At 32.1% G+C, this 25,386-nt stretch carries 29 protein-coding genes and 1 riboswitch; of the genes, 23 read left to right on the top strand and 6 right to left on the bottom strand.

The features are described 5' to 3' along the window. The 5 genes from PYW44_RS12535 to ychF all read left to right on the top strand — a co-directional run bounded on the left by PYW44_RS12535 (position 1) and on the right by ychF (position 6,721). Complete coding sequence (locus PYW44_RS12535) at positions 1-2,628, top strand: DUF2309 domain-containing protein (protein ID WP_021339621.1); 2,628 nt, start codon at positions 1-3, stop codon at positions 2,626-2,628. Between the two features lie 202 nt (positions 2,629-2,830). Then, positions 2,831-3,199 (top strand): Na-translocating system protein MpsC family protein, encoded by a 369-nt coding sequence (locus tag PYW44_RS12530; protein WP_002506093.1) that lies wholly within the window; start codon positions 2,831-2,833, stop codon positions 3,197-3,199. A gap of 1,303 nt (positions 3,200-4,502) precedes the next feature. After that, positions 4,503-5,387, top strand: coding sequence for a mechanosensitive ion channel family protein (locus PYW44_RS12525; protein WP_021339622.1), 885 nt, complete (start codon positions 4,503-4,505; stop codon positions 5,385-5,387). A gap of 21 nt (positions 5,388-5,408) precedes the next feature. After that, the gene (locus tag PYW44_RS12520; RefSeq protein WP_002506091.1) at positions 5,409-5,624 is read left to right on the top strand and encodes a DUF951 domain-containing protein; all 216 of its coding nucleotides are present in this window, start codon (positions 5,409-5,411) and stop codon (positions 5,622-5,624) included. Continuing rightward, entirely contained in the window at positions 5,624-6,721 is a 1,098-nt protein-coding gene (gene ychF, locus PYW44_RS12515; RefSeq protein WP_002506090.1) for a redox-regulated ATPase YchF, read from the top strand. The genes PYW44_RS12520 and ychF overlap by 1 nt, the downstream gene beginning before the upstream one ends. Before the next feature lie 981 nt (positions 6,722-7,702). Here ychF and PYW44_RS12510 read toward each other — a convergent pair. Beyond that, positions 7,703-8,497 carry a GH25 family lysozyme gene (locus PYW44_RS12510; protein ID WP_021339623.1) on the bottom strand — a complete coding sequence of 265 codons (795 nt, stop codon included), beginning with the start codon at positions 8,495-8,497 and terminating at the stop codon, positions 7,703-7,705. A 402-nt stretch (positions 8,498-8,899) separates the two neighbouring features. On the opposite strand from PYW44_RS12510, the gene rpsF reads away from it, so the two are divergent. From rpsF to PYW44_RS12450, 12 genes are all read left to right on the top strand, one after another. Continuing rightward, complete coding sequence (rpsF, locus tag PYW44_RS12505) at positions 8,900-9,205, top strand: 30S ribosomal protein S6 (RefSeq protein WP_002511967.1); 306 nt, start codon at positions 8,900-8,902, stop codon at positions 9,203-9,205. 19 nt (positions 9,206-9,224) lie between these two features. Next, positions 9,225-9,758 carry a single-stranded DNA-binding protein gene (gene ssb, locus PYW44_RS12500; protein ID WP_002506087.1) on the top strand — a complete coding sequence of 178 codons (534 nt, stop codon included), beginning with the start codon at positions 9,225-9,227 and terminating at the stop codon, positions 9,756-9,758. 51 nt (positions 9,759-9,809) lie between these two features. Next, positions 9,810-10,052 (top strand): 30S ribosomal protein S18, encoded by a 243-nt coding sequence (gene rpsR, locus PYW44_RS12495; RefSeq protein ID WP_002506086.1) that lies wholly within the window; start codon positions 9,810-9,812, stop codon positions 10,050-10,052. A 295-nt stretch (positions 10,053-10,347) separates the two neighbouring features. Beyond that, positions 10,348-10,536 (top strand): hypothetical protein, encoded by a 189-nt coding sequence (locus PYW44_RS12490; RefSeq protein WP_021339624.1) that lies wholly within the window; start codon positions 10,348-10,350, stop codon positions 10,534-10,536. Positions 10,537-10,752: 216 nt separating this feature from the next. Then, entirely contained in the window at positions 10,753-12,054 is a 1,302-nt protein-coding gene (locus PYW44_RS12485; protein WP_021339625.1) for a peptidoglycan recognition protein family protein, read from the top strand. A 515-nt stretch (positions 12,055-12,569) separates the two neighbouring features. Then, positions 12,570-12,809 carry a hypothetical protein gene (locus tag PYW44_RS12480; RefSeq protein ID WP_002506082.1) on the top strand — a complete coding sequence of 80 codons (240 nt, stop codon included), beginning with the start codon at positions 12,570-12,572 and terminating at the stop codon, positions 12,807-12,809. A 215-nt stretch (positions 12,810-13,024) separates the two neighbouring features. Then, positions 13,025-13,339, top strand: a complete 315-nt coding sequence (locus PYW44_RS12475; protein WP_002506081.1) for a PTS sugar transporter subunit IIB — start codon at positions 13,025-13,027, stop codon at positions 13,337-13,339. A 9-nt stretch (positions 13,340-13,348) separates the two neighbouring features. After that, a complete protein-coding gene (gene celB, locus PYW44_RS12470) occupies positions 13,349-14,644 on the top strand; it encodes a PTS cellobiose transporter subunit IIC (RefSeq protein ID WP_031266071.1) in 1,296 nt (431 codons plus the stop codon). Positions 14,645-14,650: 6 nt separating this feature from the next. After that, a complete protein-coding gene (locus tag PYW44_RS12465) occupies positions 14,651-14,965 on the top strand; it encodes a PTS sugar transporter subunit IIA (RefSeq protein ID WP_002506079.1) in 315 nt (104 codons plus the stop codon). A 12-nt stretch (positions 14,966-14,977) separates the two neighbouring features. Next, positions 14,978-16,357: a glycoside hydrolase family 1 protein gene (locus tag PYW44_RS12460; RefSeq protein WP_069802607.1), complete on the top strand. Its 1,380-nt coding sequence runs from the start codon at positions 14,978-14,980 to the stop codon at positions 16,355-16,357. Positions 16,358-16,440: 83 nt separating this feature from the next. Next, positions 16,441-17,067: a BglG family transcription antiterminator gene (locus tag PYW44_RS12455; RefSeq protein ID WP_233640656.1), complete on the top strand. Its 627-nt coding sequence runs from the start codon at positions 16,441-16,443 to the stop codon at positions 17,065-17,067. Next, positions 17,036-18,301, top strand: coding sequence for a BglG family transcription antiterminator (locus tag PYW44_RS12450; protein ID WP_021339630.1), 1,266 nt, complete (start codon positions 17,036-17,038; stop codon positions 18,299-18,301). Before PYW44_RS12455 ends, PYW44_RS12450 begins: the two co-directional genes overlap by 32 nt. 70 nt (positions 18,302-18,371) lie before the next feature. Here PYW44_RS12450 and PYW44_RS12445 read toward each other — a convergent pair whose 3' ends face one another. Beyond that, complete coding sequence (locus PYW44_RS12445) at positions 18,372-19,118, bottom strand: poly-gamma-glutamate hydrolase family protein (RefSeq protein ID WP_021339631.1); 747 nt, start codon at positions 19,116-19,118, stop codon at positions 18,372-18,374. Between the two features lie 229 nt (positions 19,119-19,347). Next, positions 19,348-19,722 carry a VOC family protein gene (locus PYW44_RS12440; RefSeq protein ID WP_021339632.1) on the bottom strand — a complete coding sequence of 125 codons (375 nt, stop codon included), beginning with the start codon at positions 19,720-19,722 and terminating at the stop codon, positions 19,348-19,350. A gap of 193 nt (positions 19,723-19,915) precedes the next feature. Here PYW44_RS12440 and hypR point away from each other — a divergent pair, with 193 nt between their 5' ends. Together hypR and merA are read left to right on the top strand one after the other, a co-directional pair. Continuing rightward, the gene (gene hypR / locus PYW44_RS12435; protein WP_002511981.1) at positions 19,916-20,350 is read left to right on the top strand and encodes a redox-sensitive transcriptional regulator HypR; all 435 of its coding nucleotides are present in this window, start codon (positions 19,916-19,918) and stop codon (positions 20,348-20,350) included. Then, positions 20,337-21,659, top strand: a complete 1,323-nt coding sequence (gene merA / locus PYW44_RS12430) for a hypothiocyanous acid reductase MerA (RefSeq protein ID WP_021339633.1) — start codon at positions 20,337-20,339, stop codon at positions 21,657-21,659. Before hypR ends, merA begins: the two co-directional genes overlap by 14 nt. 70 nt (positions 21,660-21,729) lie before the next feature. On the opposite strand, the gene PYW44_RS12425 is transcribed toward merA, so the two are convergent. After that, on the bottom strand, positions 21,730-21,906 hold the full coding sequence (locus PYW44_RS12425; RefSeq protein ID WP_002506072.1) for a hypothetical protein: 177 nt from the start codon (positions 21,904-21,906) through the stop codon (positions 21,730-21,732). A gap of 206 nt (positions 21,907-22,112) precedes the next feature. Then, complete coding sequence (locus PYW44_RS12420) at positions 22,113-22,337, bottom strand: hypothetical protein (protein ID WP_021339634.1); 225 nt, start codon at positions 22,335-22,337, stop codon at positions 22,113-22,115. 300 nt (positions 22,338-22,637) lie between these two features. Next, positions 22,638-22,735: riboswitch (guanidine-I (ykkC/yxkD leader) on the top strand. A 51-nt stretch (positions 22,736-22,786) separates the two neighbouring features. On the opposite strand from PYW44_RS12420, the gene PYW44_RS12415 reads away from it, so the two are divergent. The 3 genes from PYW44_RS12415 (at position 22,787) to PYW44_RS12405 (ending at position 24,177) form a co-directional block, all read left to right on the top strand. Next, positions 22,787-23,113 (top strand): DMT family transporter, encoded by a 327-nt coding sequence (locus tag PYW44_RS12415; protein WP_002506070.1) that lies wholly within the window; start codon positions 22,787-22,789, stop codon positions 23,111-23,113. Next, complete coding sequence (locus PYW44_RS12410; protein WP_002511983.1) at positions 23,113-23,427, top strand: DMT family transporter; 315 nt, start codon at positions 23,113-23,115, stop codon at positions 23,425-23,427. The genes PYW44_RS12415 and PYW44_RS12410 overlap by 1 nt, the downstream gene beginning before the upstream one ends. A gap of 123 nt (positions 23,428-23,550) precedes the next feature. Then, on the top strand, positions 23,551-24,177 hold the full coding sequence (locus PYW44_RS12405) for a LysE family translocator (protein ID WP_002506068.1): 627 nt from the start codon (positions 23,551-23,553) through the stop codon (positions 24,175-24,177). A 94-nt stretch (positions 24,178-24,271) separates the two neighbouring features. Here PYW44_RS12405 and PYW44_RS12400 read toward each other — a convergent pair whose 3' ends face one another. Further along, positions 24,272-24,637, bottom strand: a complete 366-nt coding sequence (locus tag PYW44_RS12400; RefSeq protein ID WP_002511984.1) for a magnetosome magnetite crystal formation protein family — start codon at positions 24,635-24,637, stop codon at positions 24,272-24,274. Between the two features lie 147 nt (positions 24,638-24,784). Here PYW44_RS12400 and PYW44_RS12395 point away from each other — a divergent pair, with 147 nt between their 5' ends. Next, the gene (locus PYW44_RS12395) at positions 24,785-25,363 is read left to right on the top strand and encodes a histidine phosphatase family protein (RefSeq protein WP_021339635.1); all 579 of its coding nucleotides are present in this window, start codon (positions 24,785-24,787) and stop codon (positions 25,361-25,363) included. Positions 25,364-25,386 lie beyond the last annotated feature (23 nt).

Below are 25,386 nucleotides of genomic sequence, written 5' to 3'. Positions count from 1 at the left end.
GTGGGGGAAACAAATAGAGAGACAGATTATGTTTCACAAAACAATCATAATGATATTCGAAAATTAATTGATGCTGCAAGTAAGGTTATTGTCCCGTTATCACCCATTTCAGTGTTTGCGGCAAGAAGTCCGTGGTCTGGGTTAGAGGATAAAACGTTTGATGAAGTTGCACATTGGCTTAAACAAGTGCGAGAAGTAGATATTTACCCTGCGATAGCAAGTATATTAGAAGCTAAGAAACAGGGCGAAATAGACGACTGTAAGATAGAGGAACGATTCCAAAAGTGGTTGGAGCAAGCGTCGTTAGCAATCCCAAGAGAAAGTGCAGTGAAATATGGACGTAATGCTTTAAAATTACATCCTTTAAAATCTAATCAGCATGTACAAGAGCAAGTTGATGCATTGGCTCAACAGTTAGAGGATGTAGATTTATCAAGTGATGTCAAAAGCTCAACGTCGTTATTGTCTACATATGTAATGGATGAAAATAATAAAAAATTAATCGATACAGTGGATTATCACGTTATTAAATGGTGTAAGTTATTTGTTGATGATGCACAATCAGGGTGGACAATGCCTCATCGTGACAAAGGATTATTCTATTCATGGAGACGTTTAGTCCAATATGATCTAGCGTTAACGAAACACCAACGTGCTCGATTGAAGACTTTACCTGATGATGCTGAATCATTAATTAGAACAACATTGTTAAAATTAGGTATTGCTGAGGAAGATACACAAAATTATTTAGAGAATCATTTATTATCATTACCAGGTTGGGCAGGTATGATGCTATGGCAACACGACAATAATAGTAAAATGGAGTCATTGTTATTAGATTACATTGCGATTCGCTTAGGGATAGAGTGGGTAATCATGGAACCATATTTATCAGACATATCGACAAATGACACGTCAGCGAATCAATCTATTTCATTAACGGATTGCATTTTGTCATGGATGCAATGGGGTGGTTTTACGGCAGAACAATGGGACAAATTAACAACGCAAGAACAACAACAACATGTATTGTTTGCCGCTCAGTTTAATGATCAATTACGTCGTAAATTATTGTTAGAGGCGTGGGAAGCAACATATAATCAGCAATTAAGAAAGATTGTTGCGCCTGAGAAGCAAGCGTTGTTAGAGAATGACACGCCACTCGCACAAATGGCATTTTGTATAGATGTGCGTTCTGAGCCATTTCGTAAACAAATTGAAGCAGCAGGCCCCTTTGAAACGATAGGTATTGCAGGGTTCTTTGGTTTGCCGATTGCTAAAAATGAACTTGGGAATCAACATAGTCATCCATCTTTACCTGTAATGAGTAAGCCACAGCATAAAATTAAAGAGTATACACAGGAAAAAGAACCAACTATTTTCCGACAACGTAAGCATGTACTTGAATCGGTCACATATACTTTTAAAAAAATGAAGCAGAATGTGTTACCAAGTTTACTCTTACCAGAACTCAGTGGTCCATGGTTAACGCTACAAACATTTACGCGTAGTTTCATACCTAATCGTGTAGGAAATGGGATTCGCAGGTTCTATGCAGGTTGGTTACAAAAACCAGAAGATACAGCACTGACACTTGATCACCATCATCGTAAAGAAGATGGTTTGCCTGTAGGGTTTACAAAAGATGAGCAGTTAAATTATACACGCCAAGCACTACGCTTAATGGATTTAACGACAGATTTTTCACCCTTAGTTGTTATGTGTGGTCATGGTAGTCAAAGTGCGAATAACCCGTATGCTGCCTCGTTAGATTGTGGTGCATGTGGTGGTGCAGCAAGTGGTTTTAATGGCAAAGTATTAGCGAAGTTATGTAACTTGCCAGAAGTGAGACAGGGGCTAGCACGTGAGGGTATTGAAATTCCGGAAACGACCGTATTCGCAGCTGCAGAACATCAGACTTCTGTGGACGTATTAGAATGGGTTTATGTACCAGAATTACCAGAAGAGGCACAAAAAGCTTATGATGCTATCGAAGCAGCAATGCCTAACGTCAGTTATTATGCTAACGAACAACGCTTAGAACAATTACCAAATAATAACGTAACGAAGAAAAACCCTGTTAATGAAGCGCATCGCTTATCAAATGATTGGAGCGAGATAAGACCAGAGTGGGGCTTAGCTAAAAATGCCTCCTTTATTATTGGACAACGTGAGCTAACAAAGCACGGTAACTTACAAGGTAGAGCGTTTTTACATAATTATGATTGGAAAAACGACCTTGATGGTAGTATATTAGCAAATATTATCGGTGGACCTGCAGTTGTAGCACAATGGATTAACTTACAATATTACGCTTCTACAGTTGCGCCCCATTATTATGGTAGTGGTAGTAAAACAACACAAACGGTGACAGCTGGCATTGGAGTTATGCAAGGGAATGCGAGTGATTTGTTAACAGGTTTACCTTGGCAATCCGTGATGTCGTCAGATGATAAAATGTATCATTCACCTATACGTTTACTTGTAGTGATTCAAGCGCCTGAAGACTTTGTGAAAGAACGACTGGAAGCGGACAAAGCATTCCAACAAAAAGTACAAAACGGTTGGGTGAGATTAGCAACGATTGATGAAGATGGCCAGTGGCATGACTGGTCAACGGATTATTAAGCTATATTTGAATATCATGTCATTGAAAATCTATGAGAATATTGATATCTTATCGTACTTAATTTATTAAATATAATATAAATGATTTCCCAGGTGATATTGTAGAACTATGGAGAAAAGTATGAAAAAATGATAATGTTATCTTTATTCAAATAATTATCTAACTTAACCTCATTTTGGTTCTACAGGAGATGCATACTAAATGAAAACAACCAAAGGCACTTATGAGTCTGAAATCAGCAAAGCAATTACTCAATGGGAAAAGGACTTCCTTGGCCGTGGCTCTCTTTCTGTAAAAACAGATATATTGCGCGATATGATTATTGTGAGTTTACAAGGTGTATTAACACAAGCAGAGTATAAAGTTTGTGAAACGAACGAAGGACTAGTAACAATTAAAAGAACACGCTCAAAACTCGTGGAATCAGGTATTGAAGCACTCGATGACATTGTATTATCCATTACTGGCGAAGAAGTCAAAGGTTTTCATACTGATTTAAGTTCTCGTACAGGTGAACGTGTGATGATTTTTAAACTTCATAATGACCTTGAAAAACAAATTGCTGAATAGAACAATTCACCACATTTATTAATGAAAATTAAACGCTAGTATTTAAAAAGCCTAATCAATTTCCAAATAGAAGTTGATTAGGCTTTTTAATATTATAATTAAAGCATTTTTGGCAAAAACAAGCACTTACCGATGTAAGGCTCAGTAAGTGCTTGTTAATTATAGGAATTCAGAAGAACCGTTTACTTAAAAAATGACTATCATCATATATATATTTGGGTGTTAAAGAATCATAATCTTTAATTAGAGTTCTTAAGCGTTAACGTTTTGTTCTTATAATGGTAAAATACTTGATACTAAATCTAAAATTGTTTGTACGATATCTCCTAGCATAATACCCCTCCTTATAAAAGTTATGTAACCTAATAGTTCAAGACGCTATACAAAGTGCAATATTGTCTCAATCTAAATTTACGAGGATTATTTTAAAAGTGATTTGAAGATGAGTTCAACGATGTTTTCGATCATTTCAATTCCCTCCTTCATAAATACTATCTTGTAATTGCTATTCTACTTGGTCTAATACTAAGTTAAGGATTTGTTCTACTAGAGTTGCTAACATTGTATACACCCCCTTTATCTGAATATTATAATAAATACATAAAAAATTGGTAAAAAATCCCTAAGTGTTTATATTTAATGCGCAAGTGTTATTATATTAAATTTATTGTAATTTTATATTTATTTAGTTGTATTTTAAATATTGTAAAAAGAGATTGATGAAATTTATATATATTTAAATAGAGTTATAGACATTTGGGAGGTAGTGAATTTTGTTTGTTTGAAAATTTAACAAATAAAATGTAAAACACTTGAATTTTGTGTATGCATTATAGTATAATTCTAAATTGGGTGTTAAAGAATCATAATTTTTAATTATGGTTCTTTTTCTTTTGCCATTTTTTAAGTTCTGTAGGCAATCTTATGACTAGGAATAAAAATAAAGATATACATAAAAGTTATATTATAATGAAATTTCAAATTTTAATCATTGCATCATTAGTCTATTACTAGAAATATCCGATTAATTTAATGATTATTGATATAAAGCTTCATTAAAGAACCCCTTTAAAGCTTAAGTACAATATAAGGTTTAAAACTATCCTTTCAGATACATTTTTAATAAACTATATAAGTCTATAATTATTTTAGTGAGAGAAAATAATTATGTCTCTGTAGAATATATTTCGACTGTTCTTAATTATAAAATTTTCTATGAAGTTAAAGCTGAAGTTGGATTTATTTCATAGAAAAATTGATTATAATAGAATGGTATAGAGTTATGGCTAAGGAGGAAGTGTAGTTGGATCAAATTAAAAGCATCCTTTATTCATTAATTGAACCATTAACCAAGCCAGAGACATATCAAACATTGATATCGAATATCATCATGATTATTGTTTATATCATTGTGGCTTGGGTTGTCTTACATTTTATAAATAAAGGAATAGCACAATTCTTTAAAATACAAAATAGAGGTAAAAAAGCGAATAAAAAACGTTCTAAAACTTTAATAGCATTAGTTCAAAACGTAGTAGCATATGTGGTATGGTTTATCGTATTGACTACAATCTTAAGTAAGTTTGGTATAAGCGTTGGAGGCATTATTGCTAGTGCTGGTGTTGTTGGTTTAGCAGTTGGTTTCGGCGCACAAACAATTGTTAAAGATATTATCACTGGTTTCTTCATTATTTTTGAAAATCAATTTGATGTAGGAGATTATGTTAAAATCAATAGTAGTGGTACTACCGTTGCGGAAGGTACAGTACAGTCAATTGGTTTACGTTCGATGCGAATTAATACGATTACGGGCGAGCTAACAACATTACCTAATGGTAGTGTGGGTGAAATTACAAACTACTCAGTAACGAATGGTGAGTCAATGGTAGAAATACCGGTTTCCGTAGAAGAAGATATAGATAAAGTAGAAGAGATATTAGTCGAACATTTTGAAACAATGCGTTCTAAATATTATTTATTTATATCAAATCCAGAAGTGATTGGTATTAATTCCATTACAAGAGATGAAATTACACTGTGGATTTCTGCTGAAACGATACCTGGAGAAGGTTTTTCAGGTGCACGTATTTTAAGAAAAGAGATTTTAAAATTATTTAAAAAGCATGAGATTCAAATACCGAAACCTATGATGGTACAATACGACGCGAATCAACAAAATAATGCATAAGATGTTCGGAGGTGTGACAGAATGACATCAAATTACGGTTTAAATGATATTGTAGAGATGAAAAAACAACATGCGTGTGGCACGAATTGTTTTAAAATCATTCGTGTAGGTGCAGACATCCGGATAAAATGTGAAAACTGTCAAAGAAGTATTATGATCCCAAGACAAACTTTTAATAAAAAACTAAAAAAAATATTAGTGTCTCATCAAGATACTGAAAATAAGGAGAATGAATAATGGCTTTAACAGCAGGTATAGTTGGTTTGCCCAACGTAGGTAAGTCTACACTTTTCAATGCAATCACAAAAGCAGGTGCACTGGCAGCGAATTATCCGTTCGCGACAATCGATCCTAACGTAGGTATCGTAGAAGTGCCAGACAGCAGATTAAATAAATTAACAGAAATGGTACAACCAAAGAAAACCATCCCAACAACATTTGAATTCACAGATATCGCTGGAATCGTTAAAGGGGCTTCTAAAGGTGAAGGACTTGGTAATAAATTCTTATCACATATTCGAGAAGTAGATGCAATTTGCCAAGTAGTACGTGCATTTGACGATGATAATGTGACACATGTTTCAGGACGCGTAGACCCAGTTGATGATATCGAAGTAATCAATATGGAATTAGTATTGGCAGATTTAGAATCTGTTGAAAAACGTTTGCCAAAAGCAGAAAAAATGGCGAAACAAAAAGATAAAGATGCAGTGAATGAAGCTCGCATTTTAGCAAGAATTAAAGAAGCATTAGAAGAAGGAAATCCTGTTCGTAGCCTTGAATTTAATGATGAAGATCAAAAATTTGTAAATCAAGCACAGTTATTAACTTCTAAAGAAATGTTATATATTGCTAATGTAGGCGAAGATGAAATTGGCGATGAAGATAACGAAAAAGTTAAATTAATTCGTGAGTATGCAAGCAAAGAAGATTCAGAAGTTATCGTAATTAGCGCTAAGATTGAAGAAGAAATTGCAACGCTTGAAGATGAAGATAGAGAAATGTTCTTAGAAGACTTAGGTATTGAAGAACCTGGTTTAGATCGTTTAATTCGTACAACATACGACTTACTTGGTTTAGCAACGTACTTTACTGCGGGTGTTCAAGAAGTACGTGCATGGACGTTCATCTCAGGTATGACAGCGCCACAGTGTGCGGGTATTATTCATACAGACTTTGAGCGTGGTTTTATCCGTGCCGAAGTAACAAGCTACGATGATTACGTTGAATTCAATGGCGAAAATGGTGCCAAAGATGCTGGGAAACAGCGCTTAGAAGGTAAAGAATATATTATGAAAGATGGCGACGTCGTACACTTTAGATTTAACGTGTAAGATAAGCATGAAGTCTTCTCATTATAAAATAGTGATGAGAAGGCTTTTTTATTTTGTCTAAAACTACAATGTGTATTTTGTGGAATTTTACACAATTATATAAAGCTAAAATAGGGAACAGTGCGATAGAATATTTAGTGAATAAAAGCACAATCAATTGAATTGTACATTAAATAATTAATTTATGTAAAACTAAAGTTAACTTTTAGTAAATATATTGTTTTTGGTCACAAAATGATTTTATTGGAATTTGTTTTATGTTAGTCTGTATTTAGACACTTCAAGGGGGTGCATCATATGTTAGCAAATCTAGTAGAACAAATTCTTGGATTAATCCTTGATCAAGTAGAATAGTTAAAAAAATAGTGAGTAGGTTTATGTGATGGGAGGGGCTCGATTATGATAGAAAATATTATCGAACTAATTTTTAAAGCATTACTTAAATAATACGAGATATTTTGTGTAACATTTATATTTTAAGTGTCACTTAGATTAAACAATTAGAATAACAACATTCAATGTTTAGAATAAGGAGGCGTTACTATGTTAGGCGGATTATTACAAACAGTTTTAGACTTAGTATCAAGCATCTTACCAGTATAAAAGTTACTTAGAAGTACCCTAATTAAAGGTTATGATTCTTTAACACCCAATCAAAATACATTTTAATTTAACGACTTATAACGTTGAATTCAAATATATAAGAGGCCGGACAACCCATCGTGTTGTTTGGTCTTTTTTCTTACAATAAAATTAGAGTATATTCAATTAACGCTTTAAAAAAAGACAATCTCTATTATAGAGATTGTCTCAGAGTGTCGACATTGGCATTAGTTTGTGCACGTCAGCCTGTAATCTTCGACTAATGCTTTATTAACGAGTCTGGAGTTGGCTAAATCGTTGTCGTTATTTAAATGAACCTCATACAACCAACTTGAACAGTTGTGATGTATGAGCTAATATATTTTAAAGTATATAAATTTAAGATGTGAACCATGATGTATCGACACCTGGACCAGTGTAGTTTGCATCGACATTTTGGTCTAGTTCAGGTGATGCGTAACTATCAGTATATTGCCATAAGACATGTTCACTAGCAGGTTGATCAGGATTGTAGTTAGCGATCCAATAACCGTCATATTCACCTACTGATTCTGAAGCATGTTCCTTCATGAAATTTTCATAAGAATAGAATAGTACTTTCTTGTTACCAGCTAAACTTTTCATTTCATCATACCATGCAGATGTACTTTCTTCTGAAGTACCTGAAGTGACTGTATCTTGTTCAAAATCATTGATGTAAAAGCTAGCTTTAGGTGCACGGTTGTATAATGTTTGAGCTTCGTAGCGTGCATCTTCAGGATTTTCATACATACTATAAGAATATACGCCAAAGTCCAAGCCGTGTTTGTCTAATAAAGCTGAATTGTGTTCCAATGAAGCATCCACTTTTTCAGAGCCGTATTGAGCACGAATGATGATGAAGTCATAATTAGCTTTAAGGTCTATAACTTCTTGTTCAGTTAAGTCGCCTTGCCATTCTGAAATGTCTAGAACACGTTCGCCAGATTGTGTTGTGCTTGCTTCAGATTGTACTTCACTTGAACTTTGTTTGGATGATTTTTCAGGGTGTTTTTCAATGTATTGTTGATAGCCATACCCCATCGTTCCTTTTTGGTTTGATGTATCTCCAGCGGCGTGTGCTGCGTTCATTGCTAACGTTGATGCAAATAATACACTTGCAGTGACTAAACCTTTTTTGATTACTGAAACCATAATATTCTCCTTTATATGTAATTAATATTTTGAAAATGCTAGGTGCTAAATAAGTTTATAATTATAAAAAACGAACTCAAATTGTATGCTATTAGAATTAAAAAGATTTATCAACCTTATATCTTATATGATCAATTTTTTATTAAGATTAATTTTATTTAGAATTTAAATATTAAATATCAGCATAAAGCGTTTTACAAGAAATTTGAAAGGCATTTTATTGTGACTGTACAGCATGTTTCATATGAAACATTTTGATATTTTTTAGATTATAGCAGTACAATAACCATTGTAAAATGTGATGCGCTGTGCTATAATTCTTGATTGTGAGTAATGAAAATTATTCCTTGCTTATCACATATGATGATGAGCCGCATAGACCACAAGGAGGTGCAATTATAAATGAGAACATATGAAGTTATGTACATCGTTCGTCCGAACATTGAAGAAGATGCTAAAAAAGCTGTCGTTGAACGTTTCAACGGTATTTTATCTTCTAACGGATCAGAGGCTTTAGAAGTTAAAGATTGGGGTAAACGTCGTTTAGCTTATGAAATTAATGATTTCAGTGAAGGTTATTACAACTTAGTACGTATCCAAGCTGAAGACAATGAAGCTACTGATGAATTCCAACGTTTAGCTAAAATCAACGATGATATCATCCGTTATATCGTAATTCGTGCAGACGAAGATAAGACTAAAAAATAATAATTGGGGGTTCGTTTAAATGATAAATAGAGTTGTTTTAGTCGGTCGTTTAACGAAAGATCCAGAATATAGAACAACACCCTCAGGCGTGAGTGTTGCGACTTTTACTCTAGCAGTAAACCGTACGTTTACAAATGCGCAAGGGGAACGCGAAGCAGATTTCATTAACTGTGTCGTTTTTAGAAAACAAGCAGATAATGTTAATAACTACTTATTCAAAGGTAGTTTAGCTGGCGTTGACGGTCGCATTCAATCACGTAGCTACGAAAACCAAGAAGGTCGTCGTATATTTGTAACTGAAGTGGTTTGTGATAGTGTTCAATTCCTTGAACCTAAAAACCAAAACCAACGTCATGCCCAAGAAGGAAATAACAATTTCCAAAACTTTGGCGGACAACAATCAGGTCAAAATACGTCATCTTATCAAAACAATAACCAAAACAACAACAATAATTATAACAACAATTCATCAAACAAAAATAATCAATCGGATAATCCATTTGCAAATGCAAACGGACCAATTGATATTAGTGATGATGACTTACCATTCTAATTATATAGCGTATATAAATAAGAAAATATCATAAAAAGGGAGGCAGTTACCATGGCAGGTGGACCAAGAAGAGGCGGACGTCGTCGTAAAAAAGTTTGTTATTTCACAGCAAACGGAATTACACACATCGACTATAAAGACACAGACTTATTAAAACGTTTTATCTCAGAACGCGGTAAAATTTTACCACGTCGTGTAACAGGTACTTCAGCTAAATATCAACGTATGTTGACATTAGCTATTAAACGTTCTCGTCATATGGCATTATTACCATATGTTAAAGAAGAACAATAATAGATATTGTATCTGAAAACCCCGTAAGCTTAGGCTTACGGGGTTATTTTTGTAGTGTTAATTATAGTGGAGAATTTTATTATTACATATGCTAGATGAACGAGTGATATTTGTTTCTAATCGTCGAAAAAGGGGTAATTGAATAAAAAGAATATAAATTAATCTTTGTTTTTTGTAACTGTGAAATATAAATCGTAACATATCGAATCGGGAAGGCTTTGTACATGAAAAGTCTAAATAATATAAGAAGATTTAAAGCAACAAACTTAATTATTTCAAGTTTGGAGTGATGATAATGGAAGTATTAGCGTTGGTATTTCATTTATTGTGTTTAGTTATTGTATTAATTACAGGATTTTTCGCATTAAAAGAATTTAGAAAACCTATGAATGAACGTAACCAAAAACGAATTGATTCACTTTTAGTATTGGTACTCGTAGTCGCATTGGTTGCTATTTTATCTAGTGTGTTTATGGACATTTGAATATAAGCTGCTGCCTTTTAAGGTAGTAGCTTTTTTGTGCGAAAATCAAAATAATGATTATGACTATATAAAAATATTTGAAATAATAGCATAAAATAAAACTATGTTTTGTAAATAATCTTATAATATTATAAGATGAGACAATAAGGTGTTGTGCAAGGAATAGATATTTATATAGTGTCGTGTTTTTAAATTTTTGAAATAGGAGATGGTGTTATGAAGTATAGGGTAAGTTTGTCATTAATGTTAGCCACAAGTTTATTGTTAAGTAGTACAGTTGCAACCGCACAAGAAGATAATTCTAATAAGAGTGCAGAAGAAACTAAAAATGAAAATACAAGTAAGGCAATAGATTTTGAAAAAGCACAAAAAATGAGTCCGCAAGCTTTGAAAGAACAGTTAACGGCAGGGGATTTGAAGCTACATGATAAAGTTGCAGAACATAATTCAGTAGAAATGAGTACATTTGCAAATAGAGCGTACCAAGACGTTAATACATACATAGACAATAACAACATAGAACCTGCAAAAATAGTGCAAGATTCTCGTATGAATAATTTACCAAAATATAATTATAAATCAGGGAAATTCATCGGTGTCGTTATTCATGAAACTGCAAACCCTAATAGTACAATCGATGGTGAAGTAAATTACATGTATAATAACTACAATAATGCCTTTGTTCACGCATATGCAGGTAGCGACAAAATTATACAAACAGCGCCAAGCGACTATTTAGCATGGGGCGCCGGAGCGAATGCTAACCCATATTTTTATCAAATAGAATTAACAAGATCTAACACATTTGATGGTTTTTCTAAGTCTGTGAACAACCAAGCTTATTTGACTGCTAAAATGTTAAAACAAAACGGACTACAACCTTCACTTGCAGATAATAATCAAGGAACTGGAACAATTATTAGTCATAATGCAGTTAGTCAATACTGGGGTGGGACAAACCATACTGACCCTGTAGGTTATTTTAACCAATGGGGCTATAACATGAATCAATTTTATAGTTTAGTTCAGAAACACTATAAAGAATTAGGTGGCGAAGATGACGATGCCATTACAGGTTCTACTTATAAAGTAGTTAAAGGCGATACATTGTATAGTATATCTAAGAGAAGTGGCGTAACAATTGATAATATTAAAAAATGGAATGACTTAAACGATAATACATTATCCGTCGGTCAAACATTGAAATTGACGGACCCTGATAGTAATGACGATAGTATTTCAGGTGATACACATAAAGTAGTCGAAGGTGACACTTTATACAATATTTCTAAAAGAAGCAAAGTGAGTATTGAAGATCTCAAAAAATGGAATAATCTTGAAACGAATAATATCAGTAAAGGGCAAACACTCTACTTAGTTAAAACATATACCGTTGAAAAAGATGATACCTTGTATAGTATCGCTAAAGAACAAGATACAACAGTGAGTAAAATAAAATCCGATAATAATCTAGATTCAAATAGCATTAAAACAGGACAAATTTTAAAAATAAAATAGCCTTATAATGTTTAATGAATGTTAAAAATAGCTGTTAGATATCTTTGTGATATCTAACAGCTATTTTATATTCTTAGACTCACTTGAGTAGGAAACGGACTCAACCTATAGTCTTCGGATCGTGTTGTTTCCTTTTGTAGTTTTATATGCAATATTTTAGCTACAAACTTATTTTAGGTCTACGTCTTCTTTTATACCATCTTGAAACCCTTCCACTAAAGCGTCTATGTGCATAAAGCCGCTAGTTATAATTACAGCTATTAGTATAACGAATAAGCCAAAAAACCAATCTTTTACAGTCAAATACTTCTTTTTTTATGATAATAAAACCCTATAAGTAAACCAACTATGATGGCAACTATTAACTCCATAGTAAAAGCCTCCTAAAAAAATAAAAAAACAATTGAGTAATATAATATCACAATTAAAATTTTTATGATATATTAAAATTAAATAAAAGTATAGTAGCTTTTTAATCTAGGGCAGTGAATAAAACTAAAGTAAGGAATGGTCACATGATAGCTAAAAATATTAAATATCCTTATATTAAATTATTGTTTGATGTAGTTGGCATTGTATCTTTTATTGCCTTACTATTTGTATTTGGCGCAAATTTCTATATAGAAAGTGACCCTAACGGAAATTTTAATACGGGTATCACAATAAGTGGGAGCAATGCTATCGTATTTAGTATCCTACTTTGGGTGACAATTATCTGTGCTTTAGCATCCTTTCTTTTGAAAAAAATAAAATAATGAAAAGTTTAAACCCTTAACCGTTTTGCTATTTCTAATAGTAAAACGGTTTTTATAATAATTTTACTCTTTAAAGTTATATAAACAAAACACCAAGATAATATAATCTTTCTAGATTATTAAACTCATTTTCCTATAGTAAAGAAAAAATTGTCCATTAATGTGTAAGCGCATACATAGTATAGTTTGATAAACAAACAGAAGGGATGATTTATATCAAAAATATTTTATTATCATGTTCCGCAGGGATGTCTACAAGTTTATTAGTTACCAAGATGAAAGAGGCAGCAGAAAGTGCTGATATTGAAGTTAACATTGAAGCAGTATCAAGTGATAATGCTTTTTCAAAATTAGATAACTATGACGTGTTATTAATTGGTCCGCAAATGAGATTCATGAAGCGAAAATTTGAAAAATACGCTAAAGAAAACAATATCGAAATTCCTATTGATATTATTGATACTGTTGCATATGGGCGTATTGATGGTGATGGTGTATTAAAGCAATCACTAAATTTAATAGGAAAGTAGTGAAACCATATGGAAAATAAATTTATGGAAAAACTAGAAGATATATTATTACCAATTGCAGATAACTTGAATAACAATAAGTATCTTTCGAGTTTAAGAGATGGATTTATGGTTGCTTTACCTTTAATTATTTTTGGTTCAATTTTTATTGTAATAGCCAATTTTCCATTTTTAGACAAAATATTATCTGAATCACAATTTTCGGCTTGGCAAGCTATGGTTGGACCAGATTCAGAGTCCACGCTCTCTATAATGGGGCTATATGTAATTATAGGTATTGGTTATAAGCTGACAGAGAAAAATGGATTTGAAGGTATTTATGGCGCTGTAACAGCATTAAGTAGTGTTTTGATTTTAACACCTCAAGTTTTTGAAAAAACGGAAGGCGTCATACCGGTCGAGATTTTAGGGGCAAAAGGTATGTTCTTAGGTATTTTTGTGTCTATTATTTCGTGTGAAATTTACAGTTATCTATGTCGGAAAGAGATAGCAATTAAAATGCCTAATGGTGTACTAACTCAAGTGGCCAAATCATTCAGTGCTTTAATTCCTATTTCGGTAACACTTTCGGTGATATTAATCGTTAGAATATTAATTTCTTTTACACCTTTCGATACATTACAAAACTTTATTTATACAATTTTGCAACAACCATTAACAGAATTAGGTAGCGGATTGACGGCTACAATTATTGCAGTACTTCTAATACAAATATTTTGGTTTTTCGGATTACATGGCCAAATCATTGTAAATACTGTATTTGATCCAATTTGGTATTCTTTGAATAACGAAAATTTAGAGGCATTTAAAGCAAATCAAGAGTTGCCTAATATTATAACCAAACAATTTATAGACACATTCTTAGTAGGTATGGGCGGTACTGGTGGCACAATGGTAGTCATTATATTGATATTTATTGTTTCCAGAAGTCAGCAAAACAAAGAAATTGGGAAGTTAGGCGCCCCAGCTTCTATTTTCAATGTAAACGAACCGATATTATTTGGATTACCAGTAATAATGAATCCAATTATACTTGTACCATGGATTATTGCTCCAGTCGTAGTAACTATAATAACTTATTTTTCTATGGGATTAGGATTGGTACCTAAACCTTCTGGCGTCATTGTTCCTTGGACAACTCCTATTTTCATAAGTGGATATTTAGCTACAGGAAACGCTTGGCAAGGTGCAGTATTACAGCTATTTAATTTAATTGTTACGTTCTTAATTTGGTTACCATTCTTTAAAGTATTGGACAATGGTTATTTTAGAAAAGAACAAGAAAAATCAAAGAGTGAGGAGTAATATATCATGGATAATACAGAAATAGCATTCCAAATTATCTTGCTAGCTGGAAATGGTAGGTCAAGTGCAATGGAAGCAATTCAATATGTGAAAGAAAATGATTTCGAGACTGCTAAGGAAAAAATGAAAGAAGCAGAGCAAGAAATAAATAAGGCGCATAATTTTCAAACAAGTTTATTGCAAGAAGAAGCACAAGGAAAAGATTATCAATTAAATTTAATACTTATACATTCACAAGATCATTTAATGAATGCACTAACAATAAAAGATATGGCAAACGAAATCATCGATATTTATCAAGAAATAAAAGCAAACAGATAGGAGAGAACTTTTATGAAAATTACTTTTCCGAAAGATTTTTGGTGGGGCAGTGCGGCAAGTGCGACACAAACTGAAGGAACGAAATCTATGACTGAACAATCCATATGGGATTACTGGTATGAAAAAGAACCAAATCGATTTTATGATAATGTTGGACCAGATGTCACATCGAATTTTTATAACACATATAAAGAAGATATTAAACTGATGAAAGAAACAGGCCATAATTCGTTTCGTTTGTCCATTTCTTGGACAAGGATGATAAATCAAGATACAGGAAATATAAACGAAAACGCAGTTGAATTTTATAATAATGTCATTAATGAATTAATAGCTAATGGCATTGAGCCTTTTGTTAATTTATATCACTTTGATATGCCTATGAAACAACAAAATAAAGGAGGGTTTGAATCGAGAGAAGTTGTCGATAATTATGTTGCTTATGCACAAAAATGCTTTGATTTATATGGTGATAGAGTGAAAAAATGGTTTACGTTTAACGAGCCGATTGTGCCAGTTGAAGGAGGCTATTTATATAATTTCCGTTATCCTGATATCAATGATGCCAAAAGAGGTTTTCAATATGCTTTTAATACGATATTAGCAAATGCTAAAACAATCAAGTTATTTAAAGAACAGAACTATAACGGAGAAATAGGCATAGTGTTGAACTTAACACCTTCTTATCCAAGAAGTGAAAATGAAGAAGATAAAAAAGCTGCATTAATAGCAGATTTATTTTTTAATAAGAGTTTTCTAGATCCTGCTACAAAAGGTACTTTTCCAGAACAATTAGTAGAAATGATCAAAGCACAGGATTTAATGCCTTTTTATAAGAGTGAAGACTTGGAAATCATAAAACATAATACAGTAGATTTATTAGGCGTAAATTATTATTTACCTAGACGTGTTAAAGCTAAAGAAAATATACCTAACCCTAATTCGCCATTCACCCCAGAATTTTATTTTGATAATTATGAAATGCCAGGCAGAAAAATGAACCCTTATAGAGGTTGGGAAATTTATCCAGAAGGTATCTATGATATCATGAAAAACTTACAAAATAACTATGGCAATATTACTTCATTTATTTCTGAAAATGGAATGGGCGTAGAAAATGAAGCAAGGTTTATAGAAAACAATCAAATACAAGATGATTATAGAATCGAATTTTTGAAAGATCATTTGTATTGGCTTAATAAAGCTATTAAAGAAGGTGCAAATTGTAAAGGTTACCATATGTGGACATTTATGGATAATTGGTCTTGGATGAATGCCTATAAAAATAGATATGGATTTATTTCTGTGGACATTAATACGCAAGCACGTACAATTAAAAAGAGTGGGTATTGGTTTAAAAAATTATCAGAGGAAAACATGTTTGAATTATAATATATAATCAATACTAAAGTGTAAGGTAATTGGAGTGAGGGAATGAACAAAAGAACAAAAGAACTTTAAAAATTATACGGCTTATGTATAATTATTCAAGCACCTATATTTCTGGGGAGTTTATAGGTAAAAGTTTGAGTGTTTCTCCTAGAACAGTTAGAAATGATTTGAAAGAATTAAATGAATCAGAAAAAGAATTTGGATTTTATATTTTTTCTAAGAAATCAGTGGGATATAAATTGATAATAAAAAATAAAGAAAAATTCAATTTATTCCTAAATGATCAATATTTAAAAGATGAGCTTCTCAATTTTAATAATCAAGATAGTAGAGTTAGATATATATTTAGTCAATTACTTGTACTGGATAACTATGTAAAGATTGACGATTTAAGTGAACGAATGTTTGTAAGTGATACGACTATAAAGAAAGACTTGAAAATGATACGAGAACAGTTAGAAAAACATGATTTGAATCTGATAACAAGCCCATATCATGGGTTGAAAATAGATGGACATGAATTTCAGAAAAGATATGCGATTGCAGAGTTTTTATTAGATCCGTTATCTATGGATGAGCTTTTTGATAGCGAAGAAATAAATGTACTTAAAAATAAAATTATCGGAATAATCAATCGATTTAACATTACAATACCTGATGTGAAATTAGAAAATTTGGTTGTTCATATATATATATATAGCACTGTTTAGGGTTGAACATAAACTCATTATTAAAGATGAAGGTAATATATTTAATGGCTATACGAAAACGAGTGAAGATGTTAATCAATTTTTTAAGCAGTTAGTAGAAATGATAGAATGCAATTTTAATATCCAATTACCTACTAAAGAAAAACAATATATTTGGGCACATATATTAACGTCAGGTCTTACTTCAGAAAACGCTAATATTCATGAAAATAAAGAATTAAATATGTTGATAGAGCATATTTTAAGAAGAATAAAACAAGTGTTTCACTTAGATTTAACAGATGAAGAAGAATTGAGAAATAATCTAAGCTTACATTTATCTACTTCTATTACGAGATATAAATATAAAATGAATATCAGAAATCCATTATTAGCAGAAATTAAAAAGAACTATCCATTTTCATTTGATATCGCTTTAGTAGGAAGTAAAGTAATTGAAGAAGTATACAAAATAAGAATTTCTGAAAGTGAAATTGGTTACCTTGCTTTGCATTTTGAATTGGCTTTGAAAAAACCGAACAATCTGGATAACAAAATCAATACAACTATTGTTTGTGCATCTGGTTTGGCTAGTTCACAGCTAATAAAATATAAATTGATTGAAAACTTTAGTAACGAAATCACGACAACCAATTCATTACAATTGTATGAGTTAAGTGAACATAAATTGCAAGGAACAGATTTAATAATATCAACAATTCCTCTGGAAAAAGATTTCTCTGTACCTGTCATTTATGTAAATACAATTTTAACTGATGTAGATATTTTAAACTTGAAAAAATTTATAGATAACTACAATGTAGGACAAAAAGAAAAGTTAATTGAACTTTTTGCGATTAAAAGTAATGTTGAAAGCAAAGATGAATTATTATCAGAAATTGAGTCTGATTTAAAAGCATTGCATTATATAAAATCAGACTTTTTTGAAAAAGTTAATGAACGAGAAGAAGTAGCTACTACGGCTTATGGTAACCTTATCGCTGTTCCTCATCCTGTTACACCGTCTGCTAAACAATCTTTTATTTATATAGTTAAATTAGACAAACCTATTCAATGGGGGGACAAAGATGTTCAACTTGTCTTTTGTTTAGGTTTAAAATCACAAACAACAGTTGATATGGAACCTATTTTCAAAAGGATTAGTCATATTATTAATGATTTTAGTTTAGTAGTAGAATTATTAAATCAGTCAAATGAAAAAGATTTAAAAGAAACGTACTTTGATATTTATTAATAATGAATTTAAAACAATAAAAATCCAGAAAACTACTCTAATTAAGGTAGACTTCCTGGATTTTTTATTGCTAATCTTTTGTTGTTTGCTCTTTTACGCCCTTTGTAACAGCTTCAGCAAAGTCGTAGATGGATTGTCTGTAATCATTTGGATTTTCTCTCGTGGAGCGACCAAGCTCATCGTCCTCAAAAAATGACTTACGATATTCTGTTGAAATCTCAAGTTGAACACCTGAGCCTGTATCATTTTTATTAATGATATTTTGGCTGGAATCGCCATTTACATAATCAGGGCTATTTTCAACATTAAAATCTTCATTTTCTAATTCCTTACGTATAGATTTGGCCATATCTTTATCTTTACCACCAATGTAGACAACTTTTTTATCTTCTCGAATGCCGTGAATAGACACCGTTTCATCAGATTTGCTCGTCATGTCTTTTAATTTGGGATCATCGAAACGAGTCGAAGTAATATGCAATTTAGCATTATTCGATTTTAATAAACCTTCAAAACTATATAGATTAAAGTTACCTTTTTTAGAAATGATTTTTGCCAATTCAGAAGTGCCAGGCTCAATACCGCCACCATGAATAGCAGTAACTAATATATCTTTGTTATTTGTCGTTTTTGAATTGATTTGCCAATCACGATCTTCTTTTGTGTCAGCTTTCAGTTCTTCGAAATTCTTATAATAGTCTTGATTTTGCGGCTGATTGTTTTTCCACACATATAAAAAATATAAAGAAAGTAAAATAGCGGCAACGATAGCTAACATAATTAAATAATATAAATACAAGTGGAAGATTCTTTTCATAATTGTCTCCTGTAATACATATTTAGTGGCTATAAAAGTATAACAAACTTAATGGGTTATACAGGTTATGTGTTGATTACAATTACATTACTTACGACTTAACAGTTATTTACAATTATTATGGGAAGAACATGCTAGATTAAGGTAAGTTGTATGTTTTCATAATTGAGGCGGAGGGATATATTTATGTCCTAGATCATGAGCAAAGTTCATTTAAAGTATCGTAGAATTATATTTCTTTAACTGCGAAATAATTGTTTTCGGCATCTGCAAAATTAAAGACTCTACCCATAGGTAAATCCATAATGTCTCCAACTGCATTTTGATTAGATTTCAAACGATCATATAAGTGGTCGAATTGTGTTGTTGCGAAAATCAGTGATGGTGTAGTTGTACTGACACCCATGTCCATTTCGTCAACTTTCGCTTTGTCCTGCAATACAATAGCAGTTTGAGCATCGTCTTCTGGAAGCAGTTTTACTACGCGCATACCCATTTCTTCGTCATCGGCTACTACTACAAAGTTTAAGTTTTTTGTCCAAAATTCAATTGCTTTATCGTGATCATATACGTATATCATAACTTCATCTAATTTTTTAATCATTTCTCCATCTCCTTTATTGTTAATACCACCTTGCACATAAGTATATTAAATGTAGTCAGTAATGCAAAACAATAACATTGTTAGATATATATTACTGTAATTGGGAATATAGATAGTATAAGCAAAAAACTTTCGAGTAATTTCAAGACATGTTTTAATGTAATTATAAAAGTTACAATTAAAGGTGATGCGAATGAATTTAGAGTTTAATATAGCAGTCCATCTGCTAACATTTCTAGTTAAGCATTCAGATGCACGTTATAGTAGTGGTTCATTATCAGAGCGGATATGTATTAATCCTGTGCAATTACGCAGGGTGACAAGAAAGTTAAATGATCAACATTACCTAGATGCTAGTAGGGGGAAGTATGGTGGTTATCAAGCTAATGAAGTAACCGCTGATGTTAATCTGGCAGACTTATTTGAATTATTTAATGAGGAAAGATCAGATGGACGTATTTTTACAGGTGACGAAGGTAGTGATTGTGAGATTTCCAGGGAAATAGGGACTACAATGTCTAAGTTTCAGCAAAAAGAAAATGATATATTAATAAATTATTATAAAACTATAACAATTACAGATGTATTAAATGATGTAATGAAGGAGGATATTCATGAGACAATTTGATTTAGTGATTATAGGATTTGGTAAAGGTGGTAAAACATTAGCGAAATTTGCTTCAGCACAAGGTAAAAAAGTAGCAGTCATTGAGAAGTCTAAAAAGATGTATGGTGGCACTTGTATCAATGTTGGTTGTATTCCTTCAAAAACGCTTGTTCACGAAGGTCTAACTCATAATGATTTTAACAAAGCATTTTCTAGAAAAAAAGATGTGGTAGATGCGTTGAATAATAAAAATTATCATAATCTTGCAGATGATAATAATATTGAAGTCTTGGATTATACTGCGAAGTTCAAATCTAACAATGAAGTGAAGTTATTAAATGACAATGAGGATGTAGTGGAAACATTGCATGCAGAAGATGTCGTTATTAATACGGGCGCAATGTCAGTCATACCACCAATTACAGGCGTCGAAAGTTCTCAGCATTTATACGATTCTGCTGGGATTATGAGTTTGGATTTTCAGCCTAAGCAATTAGTCATCATTGGTGCTGGATATATTGCTTTAGAATTTGCGTCAATGTTTGCTAACTTCGATACACAAGTGACCGTACTTGAACGTGGCAACGATATTATGCCTAAAGAAGATCATGATATAGTTACAGAAGTTAAAAAAGATTTAGCTAACAAAGGTGTAAATATCATATACAATGTGAACACAGAGCGCTTTGAAGATACTGAATCTGGAACTATTGTGCATACGTCTAATGGAGATTATGAAGCGGATGCAGTCCTGTTAGCGACTGGTCGTAAGCCTAATGTGGATTTAGATTTAGACAATACGGATGTAACGCTTGGTGAGCATGGAGAAATTAAAGTGAATGAATATCTCCAAACGGATGCGCAACATGTTTATGCAATCGGTGATGTTAAAGGTGGTATGCAATTCACATATATCTCTTTAGATGACTTTAGAATTGTTAAAGATCAACTCTTTGGAACGGGTGTGCGTTCTACTGAAAATAGAGGCGCTGTGCCTTATACAGTATTTATTGATCCGCCAATGGCACGTGTAGGTTTGACTGGTCAAGAAGCTAAAAATCAAGGCTACAATGTAATAGAAAACGCACTTCCAGTTAACGCTATCCCTAGACATAAAGTGAATAATGATCCAAGAGGCTTGTTTAAAGTAGTAGTGAATAAAGATACGGAAACAATACTTGGAGCAACATTATATGGCTTAGAATCAGAAGAAATCATTAATGTATTAAAATTAGCAATAGATCAAAAGTTAAATTATAAGGTATTGAAAGATAATATTTATACACATCCAACGATGGTTGAATCATTTAATGATTTATTTGATATGTAATAGTGTGGAAAGTTAAAAGGTGATAGATTCCCCTTGAGGGGCTCTATCACCTTTTTACATGCAATAAATATTAAGTCAATGCCATAATAATAACACCTATAAGGCCAAAAAGACCAAAAACTAATGACATCACGCCGAAACTAATAAAACTTTGTTTTTTACTTGTATCACCTTTTTTTGAAAGGCGTTTATTTAAAATTAATAGTACAATACCAAGAATAATGAGTAATATTGAACCATAGAACATTTTGCGTCCCCCCCAATTATATTTATCACGTTTGAATATCTTTATTATGTATTTACCCGGTATATGATGTTAACTAACTCAATATACCATGCACAGTTCAATTAAAGGTAGTATTTTTCATGAAGATTAACAAGCAAAAATAAAAGATGAGTAATTACTGTTTCTAAGTGAACAGTAATACTCATCTTTTTGCTGTGTGATCAATATTATAAACTATTTTGACTCACATCCGCGTGTGTATAATTTTTTAGTAATGAACAACCTAATGGATGGTGACCATTGTCTACATATTCGTTAATTTCTTCAAGTACATCTAAGATTTCATATTCCGGCGTGTTTACATCAAACGTGTATTTGAATACTTGCTTCTTATCGGATAACACTGTAGCGATGAGTTCATCATTGTGCATTTTGTAATTTAATAATTGCATAGTAATCCCTCACTTTTTTTATATTTCAATCCAATAATCGGATTGTTTTAATTGAGAATTCATTTCATTGATTAAGCATTTAGATTATAATAGTTCTAATCTGATATATAGTATACATGAAAATTCATAAAATGTAGAGGGTAATGACTTAAATAATTAAAACTTTTTAAAATAAAAATGTAAAAAGACACCTAAGTGTTTCTTGTAAGCGTTTTTAAATGATAATAATTTTAAATTGAGTAAGAATGAAATGCTATGCTTGATGTCTATAAGATAAATTGATATGATACAGAGAATTAAATAAAAGCTTTCTAGGGTTCCGCAACACTCAATGTTGGACTGGTCCGAGAGGAAGCCACATGTTGAATGTGACACGGAAGGATAAAAGCCTGGGAGATAGTAGTGATAACTATCTCTCGGGCTTTTTTATTTTAATAGGAGGAATATGAATGAATTGGATAAAAATTATTATCGCATCAATATTTGAAGTTGGTTGGGTCATTGGGTTAACACATGCAACGACAGGTCTAGAATGGATGTTAACAATTATAGCTATATTTTTAAGTTTTTATTTGCTTATAGATGCATCCAAAATGTTACCAGTGGGTACATCTTATGCAGTATTTGTTGGTCTGGGTACAACAGGTGTCACTATATTTGATTTTGCTTTCTTTGGCCAGGAAGTTAATTATGGAAAAATTATATTAATTTTAACATTACTTTTAGGTGTGATTTGTTTGAAATTAGTCACACCAGATAAAGGGGGAGAAGCATAATGGCTTGGATATTATTAATCATTGCAGGTGTTTTTGAAATGTTAGGCATTAACTTTTTAAATGCTTATACGCATACACGAAAAACATCTGCTGTCATAGGATTGATAGGTTTCTTTAGTTTGAGCTTCTTAGCTTTATCTATGGCAATGACTCAATTACCTATGAGTACAGCGTATGCAGTTTGGACAGGTATTGGTGCAGTGGGCGGAGCGATATTGGGTATGGTTTTTTATAAAGAGTCTACCGATATCAAAAGAATAATTTGTATTGCAGTCATATTAGCTAGTACGGTTGGTTTGAAATTATTGAGTTAACGTGGAAGTAATAAGAAGTAATAAAGGGGGGTTCTAATCAGCTGGTAAAAAGAAATATGGGCTAGGTGTATTGCGGTGACATAGCGGAATTGATACGATGTAGTTAAGATGGAGGTGCATGTGATGGAAGGACTTGCAGCATTTATTACGATTACATTAATGATTATTATTGTTCCTGGTCCAGATTTTTTTGTAGTAATGAAAAATTCAATTACTTCAGGTAAAGGTAATGGCGCAATGGCCGCATTAGGTATTACGTCAGCACACGTTATCTATTCATTATTAGCAGTATTTGGCATTATATTTATCTTGGCAAATATGTATTATGTCTTTCTAATGATTAAAATTTTAGGCGCATGTTATCTGATTTATTTAGGAATTAAAAGTATCATCTGTGCACGTCAAAGCATGAATTTTTCAACATCTCAAATGCAGGCACAACAGATTAGTTATTTAAGTTCTTATCGACAAGGTTTTATCAGCACAATATTAAACCCTAAAGCATTACTTTATTACATAAGTATATTACCGCAATTTATAACTGCTGGCGAAGGTGTGTCATCTCAAATTGCAATATTATCGGCAATAGTAACAACAGTTATTCTCATCTGGTTTATTTTTTGCGTATACATATTCCAATATATCAAATTACTTTTTGGAAATAGAAAAATAAAAGCGGTGTTTGATTATGCAGTAGGTGCCATCCTTATTGGTTTATCTATCAGTTTATTATTTAGTAAAAGCAGCTGATTTAACTTAAAAGTATAACGAAAGAAGGCTGGGACAAATACATGTCTCAGCCTCATTCACTTTCTAAATAGAATTTCTAGAAAATTGCAATGCTTTATGGACGGAAATAAGCATCTTCAGAAATCAATATCTTGATACCACGATATATATTTTTGATAGTGTACCAAATTGTTACAACTAATAGGAGGATTGCTACTACAATTGCTATTATTGCAATTGTAGTGTTCTGTTGATCGATAATTGCAGTTCCGAACGCTGCGCTTAAAACTAATAGTATTGGTCCAATATACGTTATAATATGGTAAAATAACGATTTTGCTGCATGAGTTGAAGCAGGTTTATCAGCAAAAATCCATAGGATAATAGGTAATATAATTGGTGCAAAGAATATACTGAAATAACTGACTGCTGCTAATACGCGACCACTTTGTGTGTCATGATGTAACATTTTTTCGCTCATTTGTATCACCTCAATTGGATAATAACAAGAATAAGTATTGAAATATAGGTATATTACTTCATCTAACAGTATTGTAAGATATGAGCTTCGTGAAAAAGAATAATGAAATATTGGATTATAAATAGAAATAGAGAAGAGGTAATCGTTATGAAAATTTATTTAGTTCGTCATGGAGAATCACAGTCTAATTATGATAAAAAACAAGGAAAAAAATACTTTTGTGGTCAGTTAGATGTGCCTTTAACAGAAAGTGGTGTACATTCTGCTCAATTACTACAAAGCTACTTTGAAAAAAAGAACATCGAGCACGTATATATATCTGATTTGACTCGCACGAGACAAACATATAATGCCATATTTGATAAGCACATATCAGCAAGTGTAACGCCTTTATTAAGAGAGCGTTCTTTAGGTATCTTTGAAGGCAAAATGGTAAATGAAATTGAACAAAACCCCGAATATCATGCTTATTTTAATGATGATAATTTACTTGCTTTTCGCCATAGTTTTACGCAAAAAGCCCCTGAAGGAGAAAGCTATTCGGATGTATTACAGCGTGTTGAACAATTTTTTGAACAAGAACTTGATCCGTCTTTAGAGTCTATCGCAATCGTTGCGCATCAGGTCGTAATCAGATGTTTTCTTGTTTATTTACGCTATGAAACAAAAGAAACTGTAATTGATAGAAAAATAGAAAACTGTGTACCCTATGAACTTGAAATATAAGACAAACAAAAAACCTGAACTGC

The organism is Staphylococcus equorum, assembly GCF_029024965.1.
Classification (GTDB): Bacteria; Bacillota; Bacilli; order Staphylococcales; family Staphylococcaceae; genus Staphylococcus; species Staphylococcus equorum.
The sequence above is the reverse complement of the archived record's forward strand: the minus strand, read 5'-3'. Positions and strand labels throughout refer to the sequence as shown.